General features: G+C 70.0%; 16 protein-coding genes and 1 pseudogene. 14 read left to right on the forward strand and 3 right to left on the reverse strand.

The window, feature by feature from the left end:
- Position 1: 1 nt before the first annotated feature.
- The 14 genes from AC07PU_RS18740 to AC07PU_RS18805 all read left to right on the forward strand — a co-directional run bounded on the left by AC07PU_RS18740 (position 2) and on the right by AC07PU_RS18805 (position 12,658).
- The gene (locus AC07PU_RS18740) at positions 2–1,081 is read left to right on the forward strand and encodes an ABC transporter ATP-binding protein (protein WP_495319391.1); all 1,080 of its coding nucleotides are present in this window, start codon (positions 2–4) and stop codon (positions 1,079–1,081) included.
- Positions 1,078–1,968 carry a carbohydrate ABC transporter permease gene (locus AC07PU_RS18745; RefSeq protein ID WP_203201731.1) on the forward strand — a complete coding sequence of 297 codons (891 nt, stop codon included), beginning with the start codon at positions 1,078–1,080 and terminating at the stop codon, positions 1,966–1,968. The genes AC07PU_RS18740 and AC07PU_RS18745 overlap by 4 nt, the downstream gene beginning before the upstream one ends.
- Positions 1,965–2,777, forward strand: a complete 813-nt coding sequence (locus tag AC07PU_RS18750; protein ID WP_296777404.1) for a carbohydrate ABC transporter permease — start codon at positions 1,965–1,967, stop codon at positions 2,775–2,777. Before AC07PU_RS18745 ends, AC07PU_RS18750 begins: the two co-directional genes overlap by 4 nt.
- Before the next feature lie 13 nt (positions 2,778–2,790).
- Positions 2,791–3,099 carry a DUF2160 domain-containing protein gene (locus AC07PU_RS18755; RefSeq protein ID WP_093354762.1) on the forward strand — a complete coding sequence of 103 codons (309 nt, stop codon included), beginning with the start codon at positions 2,791–2,793 and terminating at the stop codon, positions 3,097–3,099.
- A 103-nt stretch (positions 3,100–3,202) separates the two neighbouring features.
- Positions 3,203–4,933, forward strand: coding sequence for an ABC transporter substrate-binding protein (locus tag AC07PU_RS18760; protein WP_093354765.1), 1,731 nt, complete (start codon positions 3,203–3,205; stop codon positions 4,931–4,933).
- A gap of 234 nt (positions 4,934–5,167) precedes the next feature.
- Positions 5,168–6,151: a dialkylresorcinol condensing enzyme gene (locus AC07PU_RS18765; RefSeq protein ID WP_495319394.1), complete on the forward strand. Its 984-nt coding sequence runs from the start codon at positions 5,168–5,170 to the stop codon at positions 6,149–6,151.
- Positions 6,141–7,283 (forward strand): beta-ketoacyl-ACP synthase III, encoded by a 1,143-nt coding sequence (locus tag AC07PU_RS18770; protein ID WP_495319396.1) that lies wholly within the window; start codon positions 6,141–6,143, stop codon positions 7,281–7,283. Before AC07PU_RS18765 ends, AC07PU_RS18770 begins: the two co-directional genes overlap by 11 nt.
- Before the next feature lie 32 nt (positions 7,284–7,315).
- The gene (locus AC07PU_RS18775; protein ID WP_495319398.1) at positions 7,316–7,711 is read left to right on the forward strand and encodes a DarG family dialkylresorcinol biosynthesis protein; all 396 of its coding nucleotides are present in this window, start codon (positions 7,316–7,318) and stop codon (positions 7,709–7,711) included.
- Positions 7,708–8,721, forward strand: a complete 1,014-nt coding sequence (darH, locus tag AC07PU_RS18780) for a BtrH-related acyltransferase DarH (RefSeq protein WP_495319400.1) — start codon at positions 7,708–7,710, stop codon at positions 8,719–8,721. Before AC07PU_RS18775 ends, darH begins: the two co-directional genes overlap by 4 nt.
- Entirely contained in the window at positions 8,721–9,629 is a 909-nt protein-coding gene (locus AC07PU_RS18785; protein ID WP_495319402.1) for an ABC transporter ATP-binding protein, read from the forward strand. Before darH ends, AC07PU_RS18785 begins: the two co-directional genes overlap by 1 nt.
- Before the next feature lie 6 nt (positions 9,630–9,635).
- The gene (locus AC07PU_RS18790; RefSeq protein WP_495319404.1) at positions 9,636–10,793 is read left to right on the forward strand and encodes an ABC transporter permease; all 1,158 of its coding nucleotides are present in this window, start codon (positions 9,636–9,638) and stop codon (positions 10,791–10,793) included.
- A complete protein-coding gene (locus AC07PU_RS18795) occupies positions 10,790–11,074 on the forward strand; it encodes an acyl carrier protein (protein ID WP_296777425.1) in 285 nt (94 codons plus the stop codon). The genes AC07PU_RS18790 and AC07PU_RS18795 overlap by 4 nt, the downstream gene beginning before the upstream one ends.
- 7 nt (positions 11,075–11,081) lie before the next feature.
- Positions 11,082–12,170 carry a beta-ketoacyl synthase N-terminal-like domain-containing protein gene (locus AC07PU_RS18800; RefSeq protein ID WP_495319406.1) on the forward strand — a complete coding sequence of 363 codons (1,089 nt, stop codon included), beginning with the start codon at positions 11,082–11,084 and terminating at the stop codon, positions 12,168–12,170.
- A complete protein-coding gene (locus AC07PU_RS18805; protein WP_495319408.1) occupies positions 12,167–12,658 on the forward strand; it encodes a hypothetical protein in 492 nt (163 codons plus the stop codon). Before AC07PU_RS18800 ends, AC07PU_RS18805 begins: the two co-directional genes overlap by 4 nt.
- A 16-nt stretch (positions 12,659–12,674) precedes the next feature.
- Here AC07PU_RS18805 and AC07PU_RS18810 read toward each other — a convergent pair whose 3' ends face one another.
- The 3 genes and pseudogenes from AC07PU_RS18810 to AC07PU_RS18820 form a co-directional block, all read right to left on the reverse strand.
- The gene (locus AC07PU_RS18810; protein ID WP_495319410.1) at positions 12,675–13,316 is read right to left on the reverse strand and encodes an HD domain-containing protein; all 642 of its coding nucleotides are present in this window, start codon (positions 13,314–13,316) and stop codon (positions 12,675–12,677) included.
- Positions 13,317–13,506: 190 nt separating this feature from the next.
- Positions 13,507–14,601, reverse strand: a pseudogene (mltB, locus tag AC07PU_RS18815) (lytic murein transglycosylase B); the annotation flags it as partial.
- Between the two features lie 57 nt (positions 14,602–14,658).
- The gene (locus tag AC07PU_RS18820; protein ID WP_495319412.1) at positions 14,659–16,689 is read right to left on the reverse strand and encodes a transglutaminase TgpA family protein; all 2,031 of its coding nucleotides are present in this window, start codon (positions 16,687–16,689) and stop codon (positions 14,659–14,661) included.
- Positions 16,690–16,789 lie beyond the last annotated feature (100 nt).

The following is a 16,789-nucleotide window of genomic DNA, read 5'->3' on the forward strand; positions in this document are numbered from 1 at the left end:
GATGGCCCGCATCGACCTCGACCTGGCCCACGCCTACCGCCCGAACCCGACGCAGGACAGCGACTATGCGCTGCTGCCGCTCAAGATGAGCTTTCGCGACGGCGGTGCCTATGCCTTGCTCGGCCCCTCGGGCTGCGGCAAGACCACCATGCTCAACATCGTCTCGGGCCTGCTCGTGCCCTCGCAAGGCACGGTCAGGTTCGACGGCCGCGACGTGACGCAGGCCACGCCGCAGGAGCGCAACATCGCGCAGGTGTTCCAGTTTCCGGTGATCTACGACACGATGACCGTGGCCGAGAACCTCGCGTTCCCGCTGCGCAACCGCAAGATGCCGGCCGACCAGATCAAGAAGCGCGTCGGCGAGATCGCCGAGATGCTCGACATGAGCGGCCAGCTCAACCAGCGCGCCGCGGGCCTCGCGGCCGATGCCAAGCAGAAGATCTCGCTGGGCCGCGGCCTGGTGCGCAGCGACGTCTCGGCGGTGCTGTTCGACGAGCCGCTGACCGTGATCGACCCGCACCTCAAATGGCAGCTGCGGCGCAAGCTCAAGCAGATCCACCGCGAGCTCAAGCTCACGCTGATCTACGTCACGCACGACCAGGTCGAGGCGCTGACCTTCGCCGAGGAGGTGGTGGTGATGACGCGCGGCAAGGCGGTGCAGGTGGGCAGCGCCGACGCGCTGTTCGAGCGCCCGGCCCACACCTTCGTCGGCCACTTCATCGGCTCGCCGGGCATGAATTTCCTCGCGGCCCGCAGCGCCAACGGCACCATCGAGGTGGCGGGCACGCCGCTGGTGCCCACGCGCGAACTGCCGGCGGGCGAACTCAAGATCGGCATCCGTCCCGAGTACCTGCGGCTGGCCCCGGCCGGTGCCGGCGGCGCCGTGCCCGCGACGGTGGCGCAGGTGCAGGACGTGGGCACCTACACGATGGTGAGCGCCCGTACCGAGGGCGGCGACGGCAGCCCGCTCAAGGTGCGCCTGCATCCCGACGAGCAGCCGCCCGCGGTGGGCGACACGGTGTGGCTGCGCGTGCTGGATGCGCACACCTGCTACTACAAGGACGAGGAGCTGGTCGCATGAACGCCACCAACAAACCGATCAACCAGAAAGCCTGGTGGCTCGTGCTGCCGGTGCTGATCTGCGTCGCCTTCTCGGCCATCGTGCCGCTGATGACGGTGGTGAACTACTCGGTGCAGGACATCATCTCGCCCGAGCGCCGCGTCTTCGTCGGCACCGAATGGTTCGCCGCCGTGATGCGCGACGACGAGCTGCACCAGGCGCTGTGGCGCCAGCTCGGCTTCTCGCTCGCGGTGCTGCTGGTCGAGATCCCGCTGGGCATCGCGCTGGCGCTGTCGATGCCGGCCAAGGGCTGGAAGTCCTCGGCCGTGCTGGTGGTGGTCGCGCTCTCGCTGCTGATTCCGTGGAACGTGGTCGGCACCATCTGGCAGATCTACGGCCGCGCCGACATCGGCCTCTTGGGCCACGCGCTGCAGAAGCTCGGCGTGGACTACAACTACACCGGCAGCGCCACCGACGCCTGGCTCACGGTGCTGGTGATGGACGTCTGGCACTGGACGCCGCTGGTGGCGCTGCTGTGCTATGCCGGCCTGCGCTCGATCCCCGATGCCTACTACCAGGCCGCGCGCATCGACGGCGCCAGCAAGTTCGCGGTGTTCCGCTACATCCAGCTGCCCAAGATGCGCGGGGTGCTGATGATCGCAGTGCTGCTGCGCTTCATGGACAGCTTCATGATCTACACCGAGCCCTTCGTGCTGACGGGCGGCGGGCCGGGCAATGCCACCACCTTCCTGAGCCAGTACCTGACGCAGAAGGCCGTGGGCCAGTTCGACCTGGGACCGGCGGCGGCGTTCTCGCTGATCTATTTCCTCATCATCCTGCTGCTGTGCTTCGTGCTCTACAACTGGATGCAGCGGGTGGGTACGCAAGAGGTGGAGAAAGAACAATGAACGACAAGCGGTTCCACAAGCGCAGCATCTTCCTGGTGCTGTACATCCTGTTCGCGCTGTTGCCCATCTACTGGATGATCAACATGAGCTTCAAGACGAACGAGGAGATCCTCTCGAGCTTCTCGTTCTTCCCGCAGCAGCTCACCTGGGCCAACTACGCGCGCATCTTCACCGACGAGTCGTGGTACTCGGGCTACATCAACAGCCTGATCTACGTGGCGATCAACACGGTGATCTCGCTGACCGTGGCACTGCCGGCGGCCTATGCCTTCTCGCGCTACTCGTTCCTCGGCGACAAGCACGTGTTCTTCTGGCTGCTGACGAACCGCATGACGCCGCCCGCGGTGTTCCTGCTGCCCTTCTTCCAGCTCTACAGCACGGTCGGCCTGATGGACACGCACCTGGGCGTGGCGCTCGCGCACCTGCTGTTCAACGTGCCGCTCGCGGTCTGGATCCTCGAAGGCTTCATGAGCGGCATCCCGCGCGAGATCGACGAGACCGCCTACATCGACGGCTACTCGTTCCCGCGCTTCTTCCTCACCATCTTCCTGCCGCTGATCAAGGCCGGCGTGGGCGTGGCGGCCTTCTTCTGCTTCATGTTCAGCTGGGTCGAGCTGCTGCTGGCGCGCACGCTCACGAGCGTGAACGCCAAGCCGATCGTGGCGACGATGACGCGCACCGTGAGCGCCTCGGGCATGGACTGGGCGACCCTGGCGGCGGCCGGCGTGCTGACCATCGTGCCGGGCGCGATCGTGATCTGGTTCGTGCGCCACTACATCGCGAAGGGTTTCGCGATGGGCCGCGTCTGAGGAGACAACAGAGATGTTCGACTGGATGGTCTGGACCACCCCGGTGGCCGTTTTCTTCATCTGCATCGTGCTCATGCTGGCCGGCATGACGGTGTGGGAGCTCAAGTCGCCGACCACGCTGCGCCGCGGCTGGCTGCCGATCGCCACCACGCGCGGCGACCGGCTGTTCATCGGCCTGCTGTCGGCGGCCTACGTCAACCTGGCCTTCGTCGGCCTGGCCGACAAGTTCCAGGCCTGGTTCAGCCTCGAGGCCGAGCCCTCGGTCTGGATCAGCTTCGTGCTGTCGATGGCGCTGCTCGCGCTGATCCTGCGCAAGGGTTGAACGCGGCACGCCTTCTTTTCTTTCCACAACGAATCCGGCTCTCCGCCTCCCCGGAGCCGCGATCGACAAAGCCGGGGAAGCAATCAACCGAGGAGACACGTTCATGAAGATGCGCTACACAGCGTTGGCGTTGGCGGCTGCGATGTTCGCCGCGCACGGTGCGTCGGCCGGGGAGGCCGAAGCCAAGAAATGGATCGACAGCGAGTTCCAGCCTTCGACCTTGTCCAAGGACAAGCAGATGGAGGAAATGAAGTGGTTCATCGAGGCCGCGAAGAAGCTGCAGGCCAAGGGCGTGAAGGAGGTGTCGGTCGTTTCCGAAACGCTGACCACCCATGAATACGAATCGAAGACGCTGGCCAAGGCCTTCGAGGAGATCACCGGCATCAAGGTCAAGCACGACCTGATCCAGGAAGGCGACGTGGTCGAGAAGCTGCAGACCTCGATGCAGTCGGGCAAGTCGATCTACGACGGCTGGGTCTCCGACTCCGACCTGATCGGCACCCACTACCGCTACGGCAAGATCATGTCGCTGACCGAGTACATGGGCGGCGCGGGCAAGGAGTTCACCAACCCCGGCCTCGACCTCAAGGACTTCATCGGCACCAGCTTCACGACCGCGCCCGACGGCCAGCTCTACCAGCTGCCCGACCAGCAGTTCGCCAACCTCTACTGGTTCCGCGCCGACCTGTTCGCGCGCAAGGACCTGCAGGACAAGTTCAAGGCCAAGTACGGCTACGACCTGGGCGTGCCGCTGAACTGGAGTGCTTATGAAGACATCGCCGAGTTCTTCAGCACCGACGTGAAGACCATCGACGGCAAGCCGATCTATGGCCACATGGACTACGGCAAGAAGGACCCGTCGCTGGGCTGGCGCTTCACCGATGCCTGGCTGTCGATGGCCGGCGCGGCCGACAAGGGCATCCCGAACGGCATGCCGATCGACGAATGGGGCATCCGCGTGGCGGCCGACAAGTGCACGCCGACCGGTGCCTCCGTTTCGCGCGGCGGTGCGACCAATTCGCCGGCCGCCGTGTACGCGCTCACCAAGTACATCGACTGGATGAAGAAGTACGCGCCCAAGGAAGCCATGGGCATGACCTTCGGCGAATCCGGTCCGGTGCCGGCGCAGGGCCAGATCGCGCAGCAGATCTTCTGGTACACGGCCTTCACCGCCGACATGACCAAGAAGGGCCTGCCGGTCGTCAACGAGGACGGCTCGCCCAAGTGGCGCATGGCCCCCGGCCCGAACGGCCCGTACTGGAAGCAGGGCATGCAGAACGGCTACCAGGACGTGGGCTCGTGGACCTTCTTCAAGGGCCACGACGCCAACAAGACTGCCGCGGCCTGGCTCTACGCGCAGTTCATCACCGCCAAGACCACCTCGCTGAAGAAGTCGATCACCGGCCTGACCTTCATCCGCGACAGCGACATCCGCTCGGACTACTTCACGCAGAACGCCAACAAGTACGGCGGCCTGATCGAGTTCTACCGCAGCCCGGCGCGCGTGGCCTGGACCCCGACCGGCACCAACGTGCCCGACTATCCGAAGCTCGCGCAGCTGTGGTGGAAGAACGTGGCCGAGGCCGTGACCGGCGAGAAGACCCCGCAGAAGGCGATGGACAACCTGGCCGACGAGATGGACAACGTGATGGCCCGCCTCGAGCGCGCCGGCATGGCCAAGTGCGCGCCCAAGCTCAATCCCAAGGGCGACCCGGCCAAGTACCTGAGCGACGACCACGCGCCGTGGAAGAAGCTGGCCAACGAGAAGCCCAAGGGTGAGACCATCGACTACAACAAGCTGCTGACGGCCTGGAAGGAAGGCAAGGTTCGCTGATCGGGACGATCGCCCGAACCCTGCCTGAACCAGGCTCGAAGGGGCCGTGCCGCGAGGCGCGGCCCCTTTTTTGCATGCGCGCCCGGCATGCGGCCCCGGGGCCTACGAGTCCTCGTACGCCGCGCGTCGCCGGTTGGCCGCATCCTTTCGATGCATGACCTATGGCAGATGCGCGATGCCGGGGCATCGCGTACATTCGACGGCCCTTCGAACCGCCCACCCGTGAATTCCAGCTTGTCCAGCCCTTCCGAGGCCGTCGCGCCCCCCATCGCCAAGCGCGTGCTCGTGATCCACTATTCGCAGACCGGCCAGCTCGGCAGCGTCGCCGAGCGGATCGTGGCGCCGCTGCGCGACGACCCGGCGATCGCGGTGCACGTGGAGACGCTGCGGCCGGTGCGGCCCTTTCCGTTCCCCTGGGGCTTCATCCGCTTCTTCGACGCCTTCCCCGAGACCGCGCACATGAAACCGCCCGCGCTGCAGCCGCTGACGCTCACGGGCGAGGAGGACTTCGACCTCGTGATCCTGCCCTACCAGGTGTGGTTCCTCGCGCCCTCGCAGCCGATCACGGCCTTCCTCAAGCACCCGGTGGCGGCGCGCCTGCTCCAGGGCAAGCCCGTGGTCACGGTGATTGCCTGCCGCAACATGTGGCACCTCGCGCACGAGAAGCTCAAGGGCCTGCTGGCCGCCATCGATGCGCGGCTGATCGACAACGTGGTGCTGATCGATCCGGGCCCCACGCTCGCGACCTTCTTCACCACCCCGGCCTGGCTGGTCTGGGGCCGCAAGCGCGGCTTCTGGGGCATGCCCGACGCGGGCCTCGAGCCGGGCCAGATCGCGCGCACCGTGCGCTTCGGCCGCGCGCTGCGCGATGCGCTGCACCAGGGGCTCGAGCGCGGCACCGCGCCGCTGCTCGCGGGCCTGGGCGCGGTCAACGCCAATGCGCGGCTCCTGGTCAGCGAGAAGGCCGGCACGCGCAGCTTCTTCCTCTGGGGCAAGCTCTTGATGGCCGCCGGCGGTCCCGGGGCCTGGCAGCGCAAGCCGCTGCTGGTGCTGTACGTGCTGTTCCTGCTCGCGCTGATCGTCACCGTGGTCCCGGTGAGCCTCACGCTGCAGGCGCTGCTGCGCCCTCTGCTGCGAGGGTGGCTGACTAGAATGACCGCCCATTTCGAGTGGCCCTCCGGCTCGGCCACGGACCGTTCCCATCTCTATGACGACTGATGTCTTCCTGACCCGTACCGCCGCCTTCCTGCCTTTTGCTCCGGTCAGCAACGAAGACATCGAAGAAGTCCTGGGCCGCGTCGGCGATCGGGTGTCGCGTGCGCGACGCCTGATCCTGCGCAGCAACGGCATCCAGTCGCGCCACTATGCGATCGACCGCGCGACCGGGCTGCAGGCCATGAGCAATGCCGAGCTCACCGCCGCGGCGATCCGCAACCTGGGCACGCCCGAGGAACTGGGGCGCATCGACTGCCTGGTCACCGGCACCTCGATGCCCGACCAGCTGATGCCCAACCATGCGGTGATGGTGCACGGCGAGCTCGGCTGGCCGCGGCTCGAGGTGGTGGCCTGCGCGGGCATCTGCCTGGCCGGCGCCACCGCCCTCAAGCACGCCTGGCTCTCGGTGCGCGCGGGCGACGCCGAGCGCGCCGTGGCCACCGGCTCGGAGCTGGCCTCGCCGCTGATGCGCGGCTCGCGCTTCGAGGCCGAGATCGAGCACCGCATCGACCTGCTCGAGACGAATCCCGAGATCGCGTTCGAGAAGGACTTCCTGCGCTGGATGCTGTCGGACGGCGCGGGCGCCGTGCTGCTGGAGCGCGCGCCGCGCGGGCCGCTGTCGCTCAAGGTCGAATGGATCGACCTCTCCTCGGCCGCGCACGAGCTGCCGGTGTGCATGTATGCCGGCGCCGACCGCAATGCCGACGGCAGCCTCACCGGCTGGGCCCGCACCGCGCCGCGCGACTGGCACCGCGACTCCACCTTCGCGATCAAGCAGGACGTGCGGCTGCTCAACGAGAACATCGTGCGCGCCACGCTCGGCGAGCCGCTCGCGGCCATCGTCGAGAAGCGCGGCCTGCGGCCCGACGACGTCGACTGGTTCCTGCCGCACCTGTCGTCGAGCTACTTCGTGGAGCCGGTGGCACGCTGCCTCGAGCAGATGGGCTTCGCGATTCCGCGCGAGCGCTGGTTCAGCAACCTGGTGCGCAAGGGCAACACCGGTTCCGCCTCGCCCTACATCATGCTCGACGAGCTGTTCCGCTCGGGCCGCATCCGGCCCGGCCACAAGCTCCTGATGTTCGTGCCAGAGAGCGGCCGCTTCTCGAGCGGTTTCATCTACCTCGAGGCCGTCTGACACGAAGCCGATGGCGAAGGAGAGACGCTGACATGGACCTCGACGCAGTTCCCCAGGAAGGCAACGCCACGCTCGCGGGCCACGCCAAGCTGATGTACGCGCGCGATGCGCAGGGCCGCGTGGTCACGACCACCTCGCGCGGCTGGGAGGCCGAGGAGATCGTCACCACCCATGCGGTCGACACGCTGGTGGCGCAGGCTGCAATCGCTCGCGAGCGCGTGGCGCAGGGCCTGGCCTCGCCGCTCGAATACTGGATGTACGACCGCCGCATGGACGTCGCGCTGCTGTCGCAGACCAGCGGCTTCTGGCAATGGCGCGTGCGGCGCCACCTGCAGCCGCAGCACTTCGCGGCGCTCTCCGGGGACCAGCTCGCGCGCTATGCGCAGGCGCTGGGCCTGTCCGTCGCCGCGCTCAAGGAACTGCCATGAATGCCATCGCCGCACCGGTTGCCGAAGCCGGCTTCCGCCACAGCCAGGCCGCCCACTGCGAGAGCGGCGTGATCTCGAGCCTGATGCGCCACCACGGCGTGCCCGCGATGACCGAGAGCATGGCGCTGGGCCTGTCCTCGGGCCTCTCGTTCGCCTACCTGCCGTTCATCAAGCTCTCGGGCCTGCCGCTGATCTCCTACCGCATGCCGCCGCGCGCGATGATCAAGGGCCTGCTCGCGCCGATGGCCGCGCGCTTTCGCTTCGAGACCTTCAGAAGCCCCGAGGACGGCCAGCGCCGGCTCGACGCGCTGCTCGCCGACGGCCACCTCGTGGGCCTGCAGACCTCGGTCTACTGGCTGCCGTACTTCCCGCCCAACATGCGCTTCCACTTCAATGCGCACAACCTGCTGGTCTACGGCAAGGAGGGCGACGACTACCTGATCAGCGACCCGGTGTTCGAGGAGCCGGTGCGCTGCGCCAGCGCCGACCTGGCGCGCGCGCGCTTCGCCAAGGGCGTGCTCGCGCCCAAGGGGCTCATGTACTACCCGCAGGCGATCGAGCGCAAGGCGGTCGACGCGGGCGCGGTGCGCAAGGCGATCCTGAAGACCGTGCGCAACATGCTCGCGCCGGTGCCCATCGTCGGCGTGCGCGGCATGCGCACCCTGGCCGGCCGCATCGCGAAGCTCGCGCCCGCCGATCCGCGCACCGTGGCCTTCATTGGCCACCTGGTGCGCATGCAGGAGGAGATCGGCACCGGCGGCGCCGGCTTCCGCTTCATCTACGCGGCCTTCCTGCAGGAGGCCGCCGCGCTGCTCGGCAAGCCGCAGCTGCTGCAGATGTCCGACCGCCTCACGGCCATCGGCGACGACTGGCGCGCCTTCGCGCTCAAGGCCGCGCGCATGGTCAAGGGGCGCGAGGCGGTCGATCCGGCGACGCTCGCGGCGCTGCTGCGCGAGCAGGCGCAGCGCGAGCAGAGCTTCTTCCGCGACCTCAAGGCCGCCGTGTCCTGATGCTCGAACTGCAGGGGCTGAGCCACCGCTACCCGTACGCCCAGGCGAACGCGCTCGACGCGGTGTCGCTGGCCGTGCCGCGCGGCTGCGTGCTCGGCCTGCTCGGGCCCAACGGCGCGGGCAAGACCACCCTGATCTCGCACCTGTCGGGCGCGCTCGCGGTGCAGTCGGGCCAGATCCGCATCGATGGCGTGCCGCTCGCGCAGGTGCGCGCGCAGGCGCCCACGCGCATCGCGGTGGCGCCGCAGGACCATGCCTTCTACCCGATGCTCACCGTGGCCGAGAACCTGGCCTGCTTCGCCGCCGCGGGCCGGCTCGCGGGCGCGCGCAAGCGCGAGCGCATCGCGGCCTGCCTGGCGTTCGCGCAGCTGGAGGCCTTCGCGGGCACGCGCGCCGAGCGGCTCTCGGGCGGCCTCAAGCGCCGGCTCAACCTCGCGATCGCGCTCCTGCCCGAACCCGAGCTGATGCTGTTCGACGAGCCCACCGTCGGCGTCGACCCGCAGTCGCGCGCCTTCGTGCTCGACGCCATCAAGGGCCTGGCGCGCGCGGGCGCGGCGGTGATCTATGCCTCGCACTACATGGAGGAGATCGAGGCCATCGCCGACCGCGTGGCGATCCTCGACCACGGCCGGGTGCTGCGCGAGGGTTCGCTCGAGGAACTGCTGTCGAAGAACGCGATGCTGCTCACGCTGGCGGCCGACGGGCTCGATGCGCAAATGCTCTCGCGCTTCGGCACGGTGGAGCAGGGCGGCGTGCACTGGCGCATCCACCTGCATCCGGGCACTGGCCCGGCCCCGGTGCTGGCGGCGCTCGAAGCCGCGGGCATCGAGGTGCGCCATGCCGAGTTCGGCCGCCACGACCTGGAGCAGCTGTTCATGGCGCTCACCCACCGCTCGCTGCGGGACTGACCACCGATGCTTTGGGCCCTCATCAAGAAGGAACTGCTCGCGCTGCGGCGCGACATGCACGGCCTGGCCGCGCTGTTCCTGATGCCGATGATCTTCATCGTGCTGATGTCGCTGACGCTCAAGGACATCTACCGCCCGCCGCTGGCCGCGCTGAACTATGCGGTCGACGTGCGCGACAACGGCACGCCCGCGCAGTGGCTGCTGCAGCTGTGGCGCAAGGCCCATGGCGCGCCCGAGCCGCTGGGCGCCGACTGGCAGGCGCGGCTGCGCCGCGGCGAGCTCAAGTACGTGATCGTGCTGCGGCCGGGGCTGTCGGACGAGCTCGAATCGGTGGCGCTCTCGACGCGCCCCTACGTCCAGCTGCTGACCGAGCCCGGCATCGACAGCAACCTGCACAACGCGCTGCGCGCCGAGCTGGTCGGCGCCTCGGGCGAGCTCAAGGCGCGGCTCGCGCTGCAGGTGCCGGGCACCGCGGGGCCGGCGCAGGGCGCGTCGATCCAGGCGCTGGTGCAGGCCGAGCGCTTCGCGAGCAGCGGGCCGCGGCCGACCTCGGTGCAGCAGAACGTGCCGGCCTGGCTGGTGTTCGGCATGTTCTTCGTGGTGGCCTCGCTCTCGAGCCTGCTGGTGCAGGAGCGCGGCTCGGGCGCGCTGGGCCGGCTGCAGAGCCTGGGCGTCTCGCGCGCCATGCTGCTGGCCTCGAAGGCCTTGCCCTATCTCGCGGTGAACGCGCTGCAGGCCGCGCTGATGCTGGCCGCGGGCATCTGGCTGATGCCGCTGATCGGCGGCGATGCGCTCTCGCTCGCGGGCATCGACTGGGGCGCGCTGCTGGTCGCGCTGGGCGCGGTGAGCCTCGCGGCCGTGAGCCTCTCGCTGGCGCTGGCCTGCGCGGTGCGCAGCCATGCGCAGGCCGCCACCATCGGGCCGATGGTCAACGTGCTGATGGCGGCCGCGGGCGGGATCATGGTGCCCAAATTCGTGATGCCGGGCTTCATGCAGCGGCTGGTCGAACTCTCGCCGATGAACTGGGGCCTCGAGGCCCTGCTGACCGTGCTGCTGCGCGGCGGCGGCGTGGCCGACACGCTGCCGCAGGTCGGGCGGCTGGTGGTGTTCGCGGCCGCCATGTTCGTGCTCGCGGTCCTTCTCTTTCGCAGGCGCACGCCATGAACCTCGTCACTCCCGAATTCATCGCCCGGCTCAAGACGCTGGTGCTCGAGGCCGTCGAGAAGGAGCCGCCGCCCGGCGGCCTGTCGGACGACGAGGCCCTGTTCGGCCCCGAGGCGCGGCTGGACCTCGACTCGCTCGATGCGCTGCAGGTGTCGATGGCGATCCAGCAGGCCTTCGGCGTGCGCATGCCCGACAGCAAGGAGACGCGCCGCGCGCTGAGCTCGGTGGCGCACCTGGCCGAGCACCTGGCCGAGCACCTGCTGCGCGAGCAGAAGGCATGAACGCGCGATGAGGGCGGTGTACCTCGGCGGCGTGGGGTTGGCCTGCGCGCTGGGCGACGACCTGGACGCGGCGCTCGCCACCCTGGGCGCGGGCGGCGTGCGGCCCGTTCCAGTGGCCGTGTCGGCGCAGGCGCAGTGGCCCGTCTACCGGTTGTCGGCGAGCGATGGCGGGTGGGACGAACGCGTGCGCCGGCGCGCGCGCGCGGTGGTGGCGCAGGCCGATCGCGCGGGCGGCGCGGTGTCGCGCGACGCGCCGCTGTTCGTCGCCTCGTCCTCGCTCGACATCGGCCACATGGAGCACGAGAAGGAGGACCGCCGGCTCGGCGGCGACCTGCTCGACTTCGCCGAGATCGTGGCCGGCGCGCTCGGCTGGCGCGGCCCGGTCTTCACCGTGTCGACGGCCTGCACCTCGGCGCTCCATGCGATCCTCGCGGCCTCGGACTTGCTGCGCGGCGGCGGGGCCGAGGAGGCGCTGGTGATCGGCGCCGAGCCCGACAACCGCTTCACCGTGGCCGGCTTCGGCGCGATGCAGCTGCTGTCGCCCGATGGCGCGCGGCCCTTTGGCGCCGGCCGCGACGGGCTGGTGCTCGGCGAGGCCTTCGCGGCGCTGCAGCTGCGCACGCGGCCCGCGCGCTGGCGCGTCGCGGGCGGCGCGAACAGGGTCGACGGCAGCAACCCCGCGGGCAACGAGGCGGGCGCGGTGCGCGCCGTGTGCGAGGCCGCGCTCGCGCAGGCCGGGCTGCGGCCGCGCGACATCGGCCTTGTCAAGGTGCAGGCCGCGGGCAGCCCCGGCAACGACGCGGTGGAGGCGCAGGCGCTGCGCGCGCTGTTCGATCCGCTGCCGCCGCTGGTGTCGTTCAAGACCGCGATCGGCCACACGCTCGGCGCCTCGGGCGCGGCCGAGCTGGCCTTGCTGACCGGCTGCATCGCGCACGGCGCCTGGCCGGTGGCGACGCATGCGCCCGACGCGGCGCTGGGCCTGGCGCTGAGTGCCTCGGCGCCGCGCGGGCTGCGGCATCTGCTGTTCAACGTGCTGGGCTTCGGCGGCGGCCATGCGGCGCTGGTGCTCGAGGATGCGGGGGAGGGCACGCCATGATCGAGGGCTGGCGCATCGTCGCGCATGTCGGTGCCGATCCCTTGGCCGAAGACTGGCACGCGCAGCTGGTGCAGCGGCTCGGCTACCGGCCGCGCCGCGTCGGCACCTGGACCGAGCTCGCGATGCATGGCGCGCTGCGCTGCATCGACGCGGCCGGCGAGGCCGCGCTGCCAGCCGGTGCGCGCCTGCGCGTCGGCAGCCGGCGCGGACCCTGGGCCGCGACCTGCACCGGGCTCGAGCAGCTCGATGCGGGGCTCACCATGCCCTTCACCTTCATGCAGAGCCAGCCCGCGCTGGCGCTGGCCGAGGTCGGCCGCTGCCTGGGCTGGCGCGGCGACGGCAGCTTCGTGCTGAACCGCGATGCGGAGCAACTGCTGCGACTGGTGGTGCATGGCGCGGGGGCCGATGGCCTGCTGCTGGGCCAGGTCGAGGAGGCCGGTGGCGCCTTGCCGATGCGCTCGGAATGGTGGCGGCTGCTGCCGGCCTGAGAGACCGGCGGCGCGCTCAGCCCGCGATCGACCGGCGCAGGTTCTCGCGCGCGCGGACCTCGAGCAGGGCGTGCATGCGCGGTGTGGCGTAGATCGCGTCGCGGTCGAGGAAGCGTTGCAGGATCTCGCGCCGGCGCGGCAGGCGGATCTCGAGCGGCACGAAGGCGTATTCACGCCCGACCTGCTCTTCGTACTCATCGAAGCGCGCGCGTTCGGCGCCGAGGATCGAGAGGTCGATGTCGATCAGCAGCTCGGCATCGCGGCCCTCGGGCACGGCATCGTGGCGCGTGGCCATCACGAGGTCGTGCACGCGCTGCGCCGCGTCCTCGCCGGCCTCGAAGCTGCGCAGCGCCTCGAGCGCCCAGGCCGCGCTGCGTGCCTCGTTGTCGTGCGCATGCACGTCGTAGATCGCGTCATGGAACCACAGCGCGAGCGCCACTTCGCCGGGGCGTTGCGCGGCGGCCTGCTCGCGCTCGAACCAGGCCAGGCATTCGCCGAGGTGCTGCAGCGTGTGGTAGTGGCGCTGCGGCTCGGCGTAGCGGCGCTGCAGTTCGTCGCACAGCGCATCGCGCTCGGGCGTGCCGGGTTGCGCGATGCCGAGCGTGTGCCAGGCGGCGTGCCAGTTGGCCCGCAGGGCCGCGCTCGACAGGGGCGTCATCGCGCGGCCCTCACTGCGGCAGCGGCATCGGTTGCCGCGGCGAGGAGGCGGGGGGCAGCGGTTGCGAGGCCGTCGGCTCGGTCGGCGTCGATTGCAGGGGCAACGGCATCGGTTGCGCATCGAGCCTCGGCTGCGAGCGCAGCGGCGCGGGGGCCGGCGCGAGTACCGGCTGCGGCGCCGGCGCATAGCCCATGGCCGCCTTGACCTCGTTGCCGAGGTCGAGCACCGACATCGCGTAGTAGCTGCTCCAGTTGTAGCGCGTGATCACGTAGAAGTTGCGCGTGCCCGCCACGTAGGTCGGCGCGGCGTTGGCGCCGTTCTGCAGTTCGATCAGCGCGAGCAGGCCGCGATGGCGCTGGCCCTCGCCGTCGGGCACTGCGCCCGCGGCCACGAAGCTGTCGGCGCTGAAGCTCGGCAGGATGTCGGGCGCCAGCAGGATGTCCTTGCGCAGCCGCGACTCGTCGAAGCGCACCGGGTAGATCGCGGGCATGCCCGGCTGCCAGCCGAAGGCCTTGAAGTAGCTGGCCACCGAGCCGATCACGTCGGCCGTGTTGTTGACCAGGTCGATGCGGCCGTCGCCGTCGAAGTCGACCGCGTACTTGGCGATGCTGCTCGGCATGAACTGCGGCATGCCCATCGCGCCCGCATAGCTGCCCAGCGGCACCATCGGGTCGTCGGCGGTGCGGCTCTCGGTGCTCAGGAAGCTCTCGAGCTCGCCGCGGAAGAAGGCCTGGCGCTCGGCCGCGCGCGGATGGCCCTGCGGGAAGTCGAAGGCCAGCGTGGCGAGCGCATCGATGACGCGGAAGTTGCCCATGTTGCGGCCGTAGATGGTCTCCACGCCCACGATGCCCACGACGATCTCGGGCGGCACGCCGTAGGTGGCCTCGGCGCGCGCCAGCAGGTCGGCATTGGCGCGCCAGAAGCGCACGCCCGCGGCGATGCGCGTGGCATCGATGAAGCGGCTGCGGTAGACCTGCCAGTTCTTCACCGTGCCTACCGGTCCCGGCAGCATCAGCCGCGGCACGTTGGGCAGGAAGCGCGCACCGCCGATGGTGGCGCGCACCCATTGGCGGTCCAGGCCCCGGCGCGCCGCGACCTCGTCGGCGAAGCGCATCGCGTCGTCGCGCGTGGCGTAGGGCGTGCTGCCGACCACGGCTTTGACCGGGGGGCGGGACTGGGCCGCGGCCTGCGTGGCGAACCCGGCGGCACAGACGGCACAGGCAGCGAAGAGGGCGAGGGCGGCGGCGCGGACCGGCTGGCACCGCGGGGAGAGGGAAGATCGCATCGGCCGATTGTGCCGCCCGGCCGCGCGCGGGCCGGCGGGCGACACATGTGGTTGCGTTCAGCCGGGCTGCAGGAGTGCGGGCCCGGCCTTGCGCGCAGGCCATGGCAGGCGACGGAACTCGGCGCGCAGCGCGGCCGGCGTCCCGGGGCCGGCCGGTGCATAGCGCTGCGCCTCGAGCTTCAGCAGCCAGTCGCGCAGCGGCGCGCTTTCATCGATGCCGAAGAAGGCCTCGGTCAGCGCCGCCATCTGGCGCGGCGGCGCGGTGTCGGGCACCGCGAGGCCGGCCTTCGCGAGCCGCGCGCGCGCACGGCCGAGCAGGCGCAGCCAGGGATCGTGCTGGCTGCGTTCCCACAGCGTCCAGAGCGCGCCCGCCAGGCTCGCGCCCACCAGCAGGTAGAGCAGCACATAGGCCAGGTCCTCGAGGCTCGGCGCCTCGAAGCCGATGTTCTTCAGCAGGTCGAGCTGGCGGCTCTGCGTGTAGTTGAGCACCCACTGGTTCCAGCCGTTGTTGACGGCCTCCCAGGTCGCGCGCAGGTTCTGCGCGAAGGTCGGGCTCATCGCGATCACCGCGCCCGCGAACAGACCCGGCGCCTGCACGAGGCGCATCGACTGGCCGACGCGTCCGGGCGCCACCGCGCCCGTCGGATCGACGCGCACCCAGCCCTTGCCGGCCTCCCAGACTTCGGCCCAGGCATGGGCATCGCTCTGGCGCAGCACCCAGTAGCCGTCGATGCCGTTGAGCTCGCCGCCCTGGTAGCCGGTGACGATGCGCGCCGGCACGTTCATGCCGCGCATCAGCACCACGAAGGCCGAGGCGATGTGCTCGCAGAAGCCCTCCTTGCGGTCGAACCAGAACTCGTCGGCGGTGTCGTTGCCGTAGACGCCGGGCTCGAGCGTGTAGCTGTAGCCGCCGGTGCGCAGCCGCTGCAGCACCGCCTGCACCAGCGCAGGCGTGGCGGCGCCGGCCAGGGCCGGGTCGGCGAGCATCTCGCGCGCGAGCGCGGCGGTGCGCGGGTTCGATGCGGGCGGCAGCGCGAGGTAGGCGCGCAGCGTGTTCGCGCTGTTCGCGGGGCCGCTCTCGAAGCGCGTGTAGCTCTGGGCGCGGTAGCGCACCAGGTCCGACAGCGGCCGGTTCACGAACCATTGCAGGTCCGAACTGCCCGTGACCTCGTAGCCCAGCAGCTCGGGCGCGCGTGGTGCGGCGTCGAGCGTGAGCAGCCACGGGCGGCTGCTGGGCTCGAGGGTGATCTCGTAGCTCAGCGGCTCGCCGCTGGTGCGCAGTTCGGAGCCGCTCGCGCCGCGGCGCCAGGACGGCAGCGCGGTCCATTCGCGGCCGTCGAATTGCGCGAGCACCGGGCCGCGGAAGTAGAGCTGGCTCTGCGGCGGCGCGCGGTTGCCGTCGAACTTGATGCGTGCCGCCACGCGCTCGTCGAGCGCGAGCTCGGCGATGGTGCCCACGCGCATCGTGTTCGACAGCCCGCTGCGGCCGGCCATCGCGTCGGTCGGCGTGCCCCACAGCGGCGCGAGGCGCGGGAACAGCAGGAACAGCGCGAACATGATCGGCGCGCCCGCGAGCGCCATCCACCCCGCGGTGCGCGCCGCCTGCGCGAGCGGCGGCCGGCCCACCGGCATGTGGGCGTTGACCAGCGCGGTCAGCAGGCCCAGCAGCGCGAGCAGCATCGTGATGGCGGTGGCGAGCGATTGCGAATAGAAGAAGTTCGTGAGCATCGCGAAGAAGCCCAGGAAGAAGACGACGAAGGCGTCGCGGCGCGCGCGCAGCTCGAGCGTCTTGAGTGCGAGCAGGATCACGATGAGGGTGACGCCGGCGTCGCGGCCCAGCAGGGTGCGGTGGGTGGCGAAGGTGGCGGCTACTGTCACCACGAGCAGGGCTATGCGCCACCAGCGGGAGGGGAGGGGTTTGGATTGGACGGCGAGGGTGCCGCGCCAGATCAAAACCGCTGTGGTGAGGGTGGTGCACCACCAGGGGAGGTGGTCTACCTGGGGGAGGATGATGAGGGCTATGACTGCCAGGAGGAAGAGGGTGTCTCTTGTGTCTCTTGGCAATGTGGCCATCGTGAGCTTCTTCATTGGGTGCTCTTCTTTTTTAGGCCGTTGGCCGGGTCTCGCCCCGGCGGGCGAGTCACTTTCTTTTGCTTCGCCAAAAGAAAGTAACCAAAGAAAAGGCGAC

The sequence above is a fragment of the Variovorax sp. GW821-FHT10D07 genome, from assembly GCF_059415325.1.

Coding starts and splice junctions, on each gene's coding strand:
- AC07PU_RS18740 (WP_495319391.1), top strand. CDS start 2: ATGGCCCGCATCGACCTCGACCTGGCCCACGCCTACCGCCCGAACCCG.
- AC07PU_RS18745 (WP_203201731.1), top strand. CDS start 1,078: ATGAACGCCACCAACAAACCGATCAACCAGAAAGCCTGGTGGCTCGTG.
- AC07PU_RS18750 (WP_296777404.1), top strand. CDS start 1,965: ATGAACGACAAGCGGTTCCACAAGCGCAGCATCTTCCTGGTGCTGTAC.
- AC07PU_RS18755 (WP_093354762.1), top strand. CDS start 2,791: ATGTTCGACTGGATGGTCTGGACCACCCCGGTGGCCGTTTTCTTCATC.
- AC07PU_RS18760 (WP_093354765.1), top strand. CDS start 3,203: ATGAAGATGCGCTACACAGCGTTGGCGTTGGCGGCTGCGATGTTCGCC.
- AC07PU_RS18770 (WP_495319396.1), top strand. CDS start 6,141: ATGACGACTGATGTCTTCCTGACCCGTACCGCCGCCTTCCTGCCTTTT.
- AC07PU_RS18775 (WP_495319398.1), top strand. CDS start 7,316: ATGGACCTCGACGCAGTTCCCCAGGAAGGCAACGCCACGCTCGCGGGC.
- darH (WP_495319400.1), top strand. CDS start 7,708: ATGAATGCCATCGCCGCACCGGTTGCCGAAGCCGGCTTCCGCCACAGC.
- AC07PU_RS18785 (WP_495319402.1), top strand. CDS start 8,721: ATGCTCGAACTGCAGGGGCTGAGCCACCGCTACCCGTACGCCCAGGCG.
- AC07PU_RS18790 (WP_495319404.1), top strand. CDS start 9,636: ATGCTTTGGGCCCTCATCAAGAAGGAACTGCTCGCGCTGCGGCGCGAC.
- AC07PU_RS18795 (WP_296777425.1), top strand. CDS start 10,790: ATGAACCTCGTCACTCCCGAATTCATCGCCCGGCTCAAGACGCTGGTG.
- AC07PU_RS18800 (WP_495319406.1), top strand. CDS start 11,082: ATGAGGGCGGTGTACCTCGGCGGCGTGGGGTTGGCCTGCGCGCTGGGC.
- AC07PU_RS18805 (WP_495319408.1), top strand. CDS start 12,167: ATGATCGAGGGCTGGCGCATCGTCGCGCATGTCGGTGCCGATCCCTTG.
- AC07PU_RS18810 (WP_495319410.1), bottom strand. CDS start 13,316: ATGACGCCCCTGTCGAGCGCGGCCCTGCGGGCCAACTGGCACGCCGCC.
- AC07PU_RS18820 (WP_495319412.1), bottom strand. CDS start 16,689: ATGAAGAAGCTCACGATGGCCACATTGCCAAGAGACACAAGAGACACC.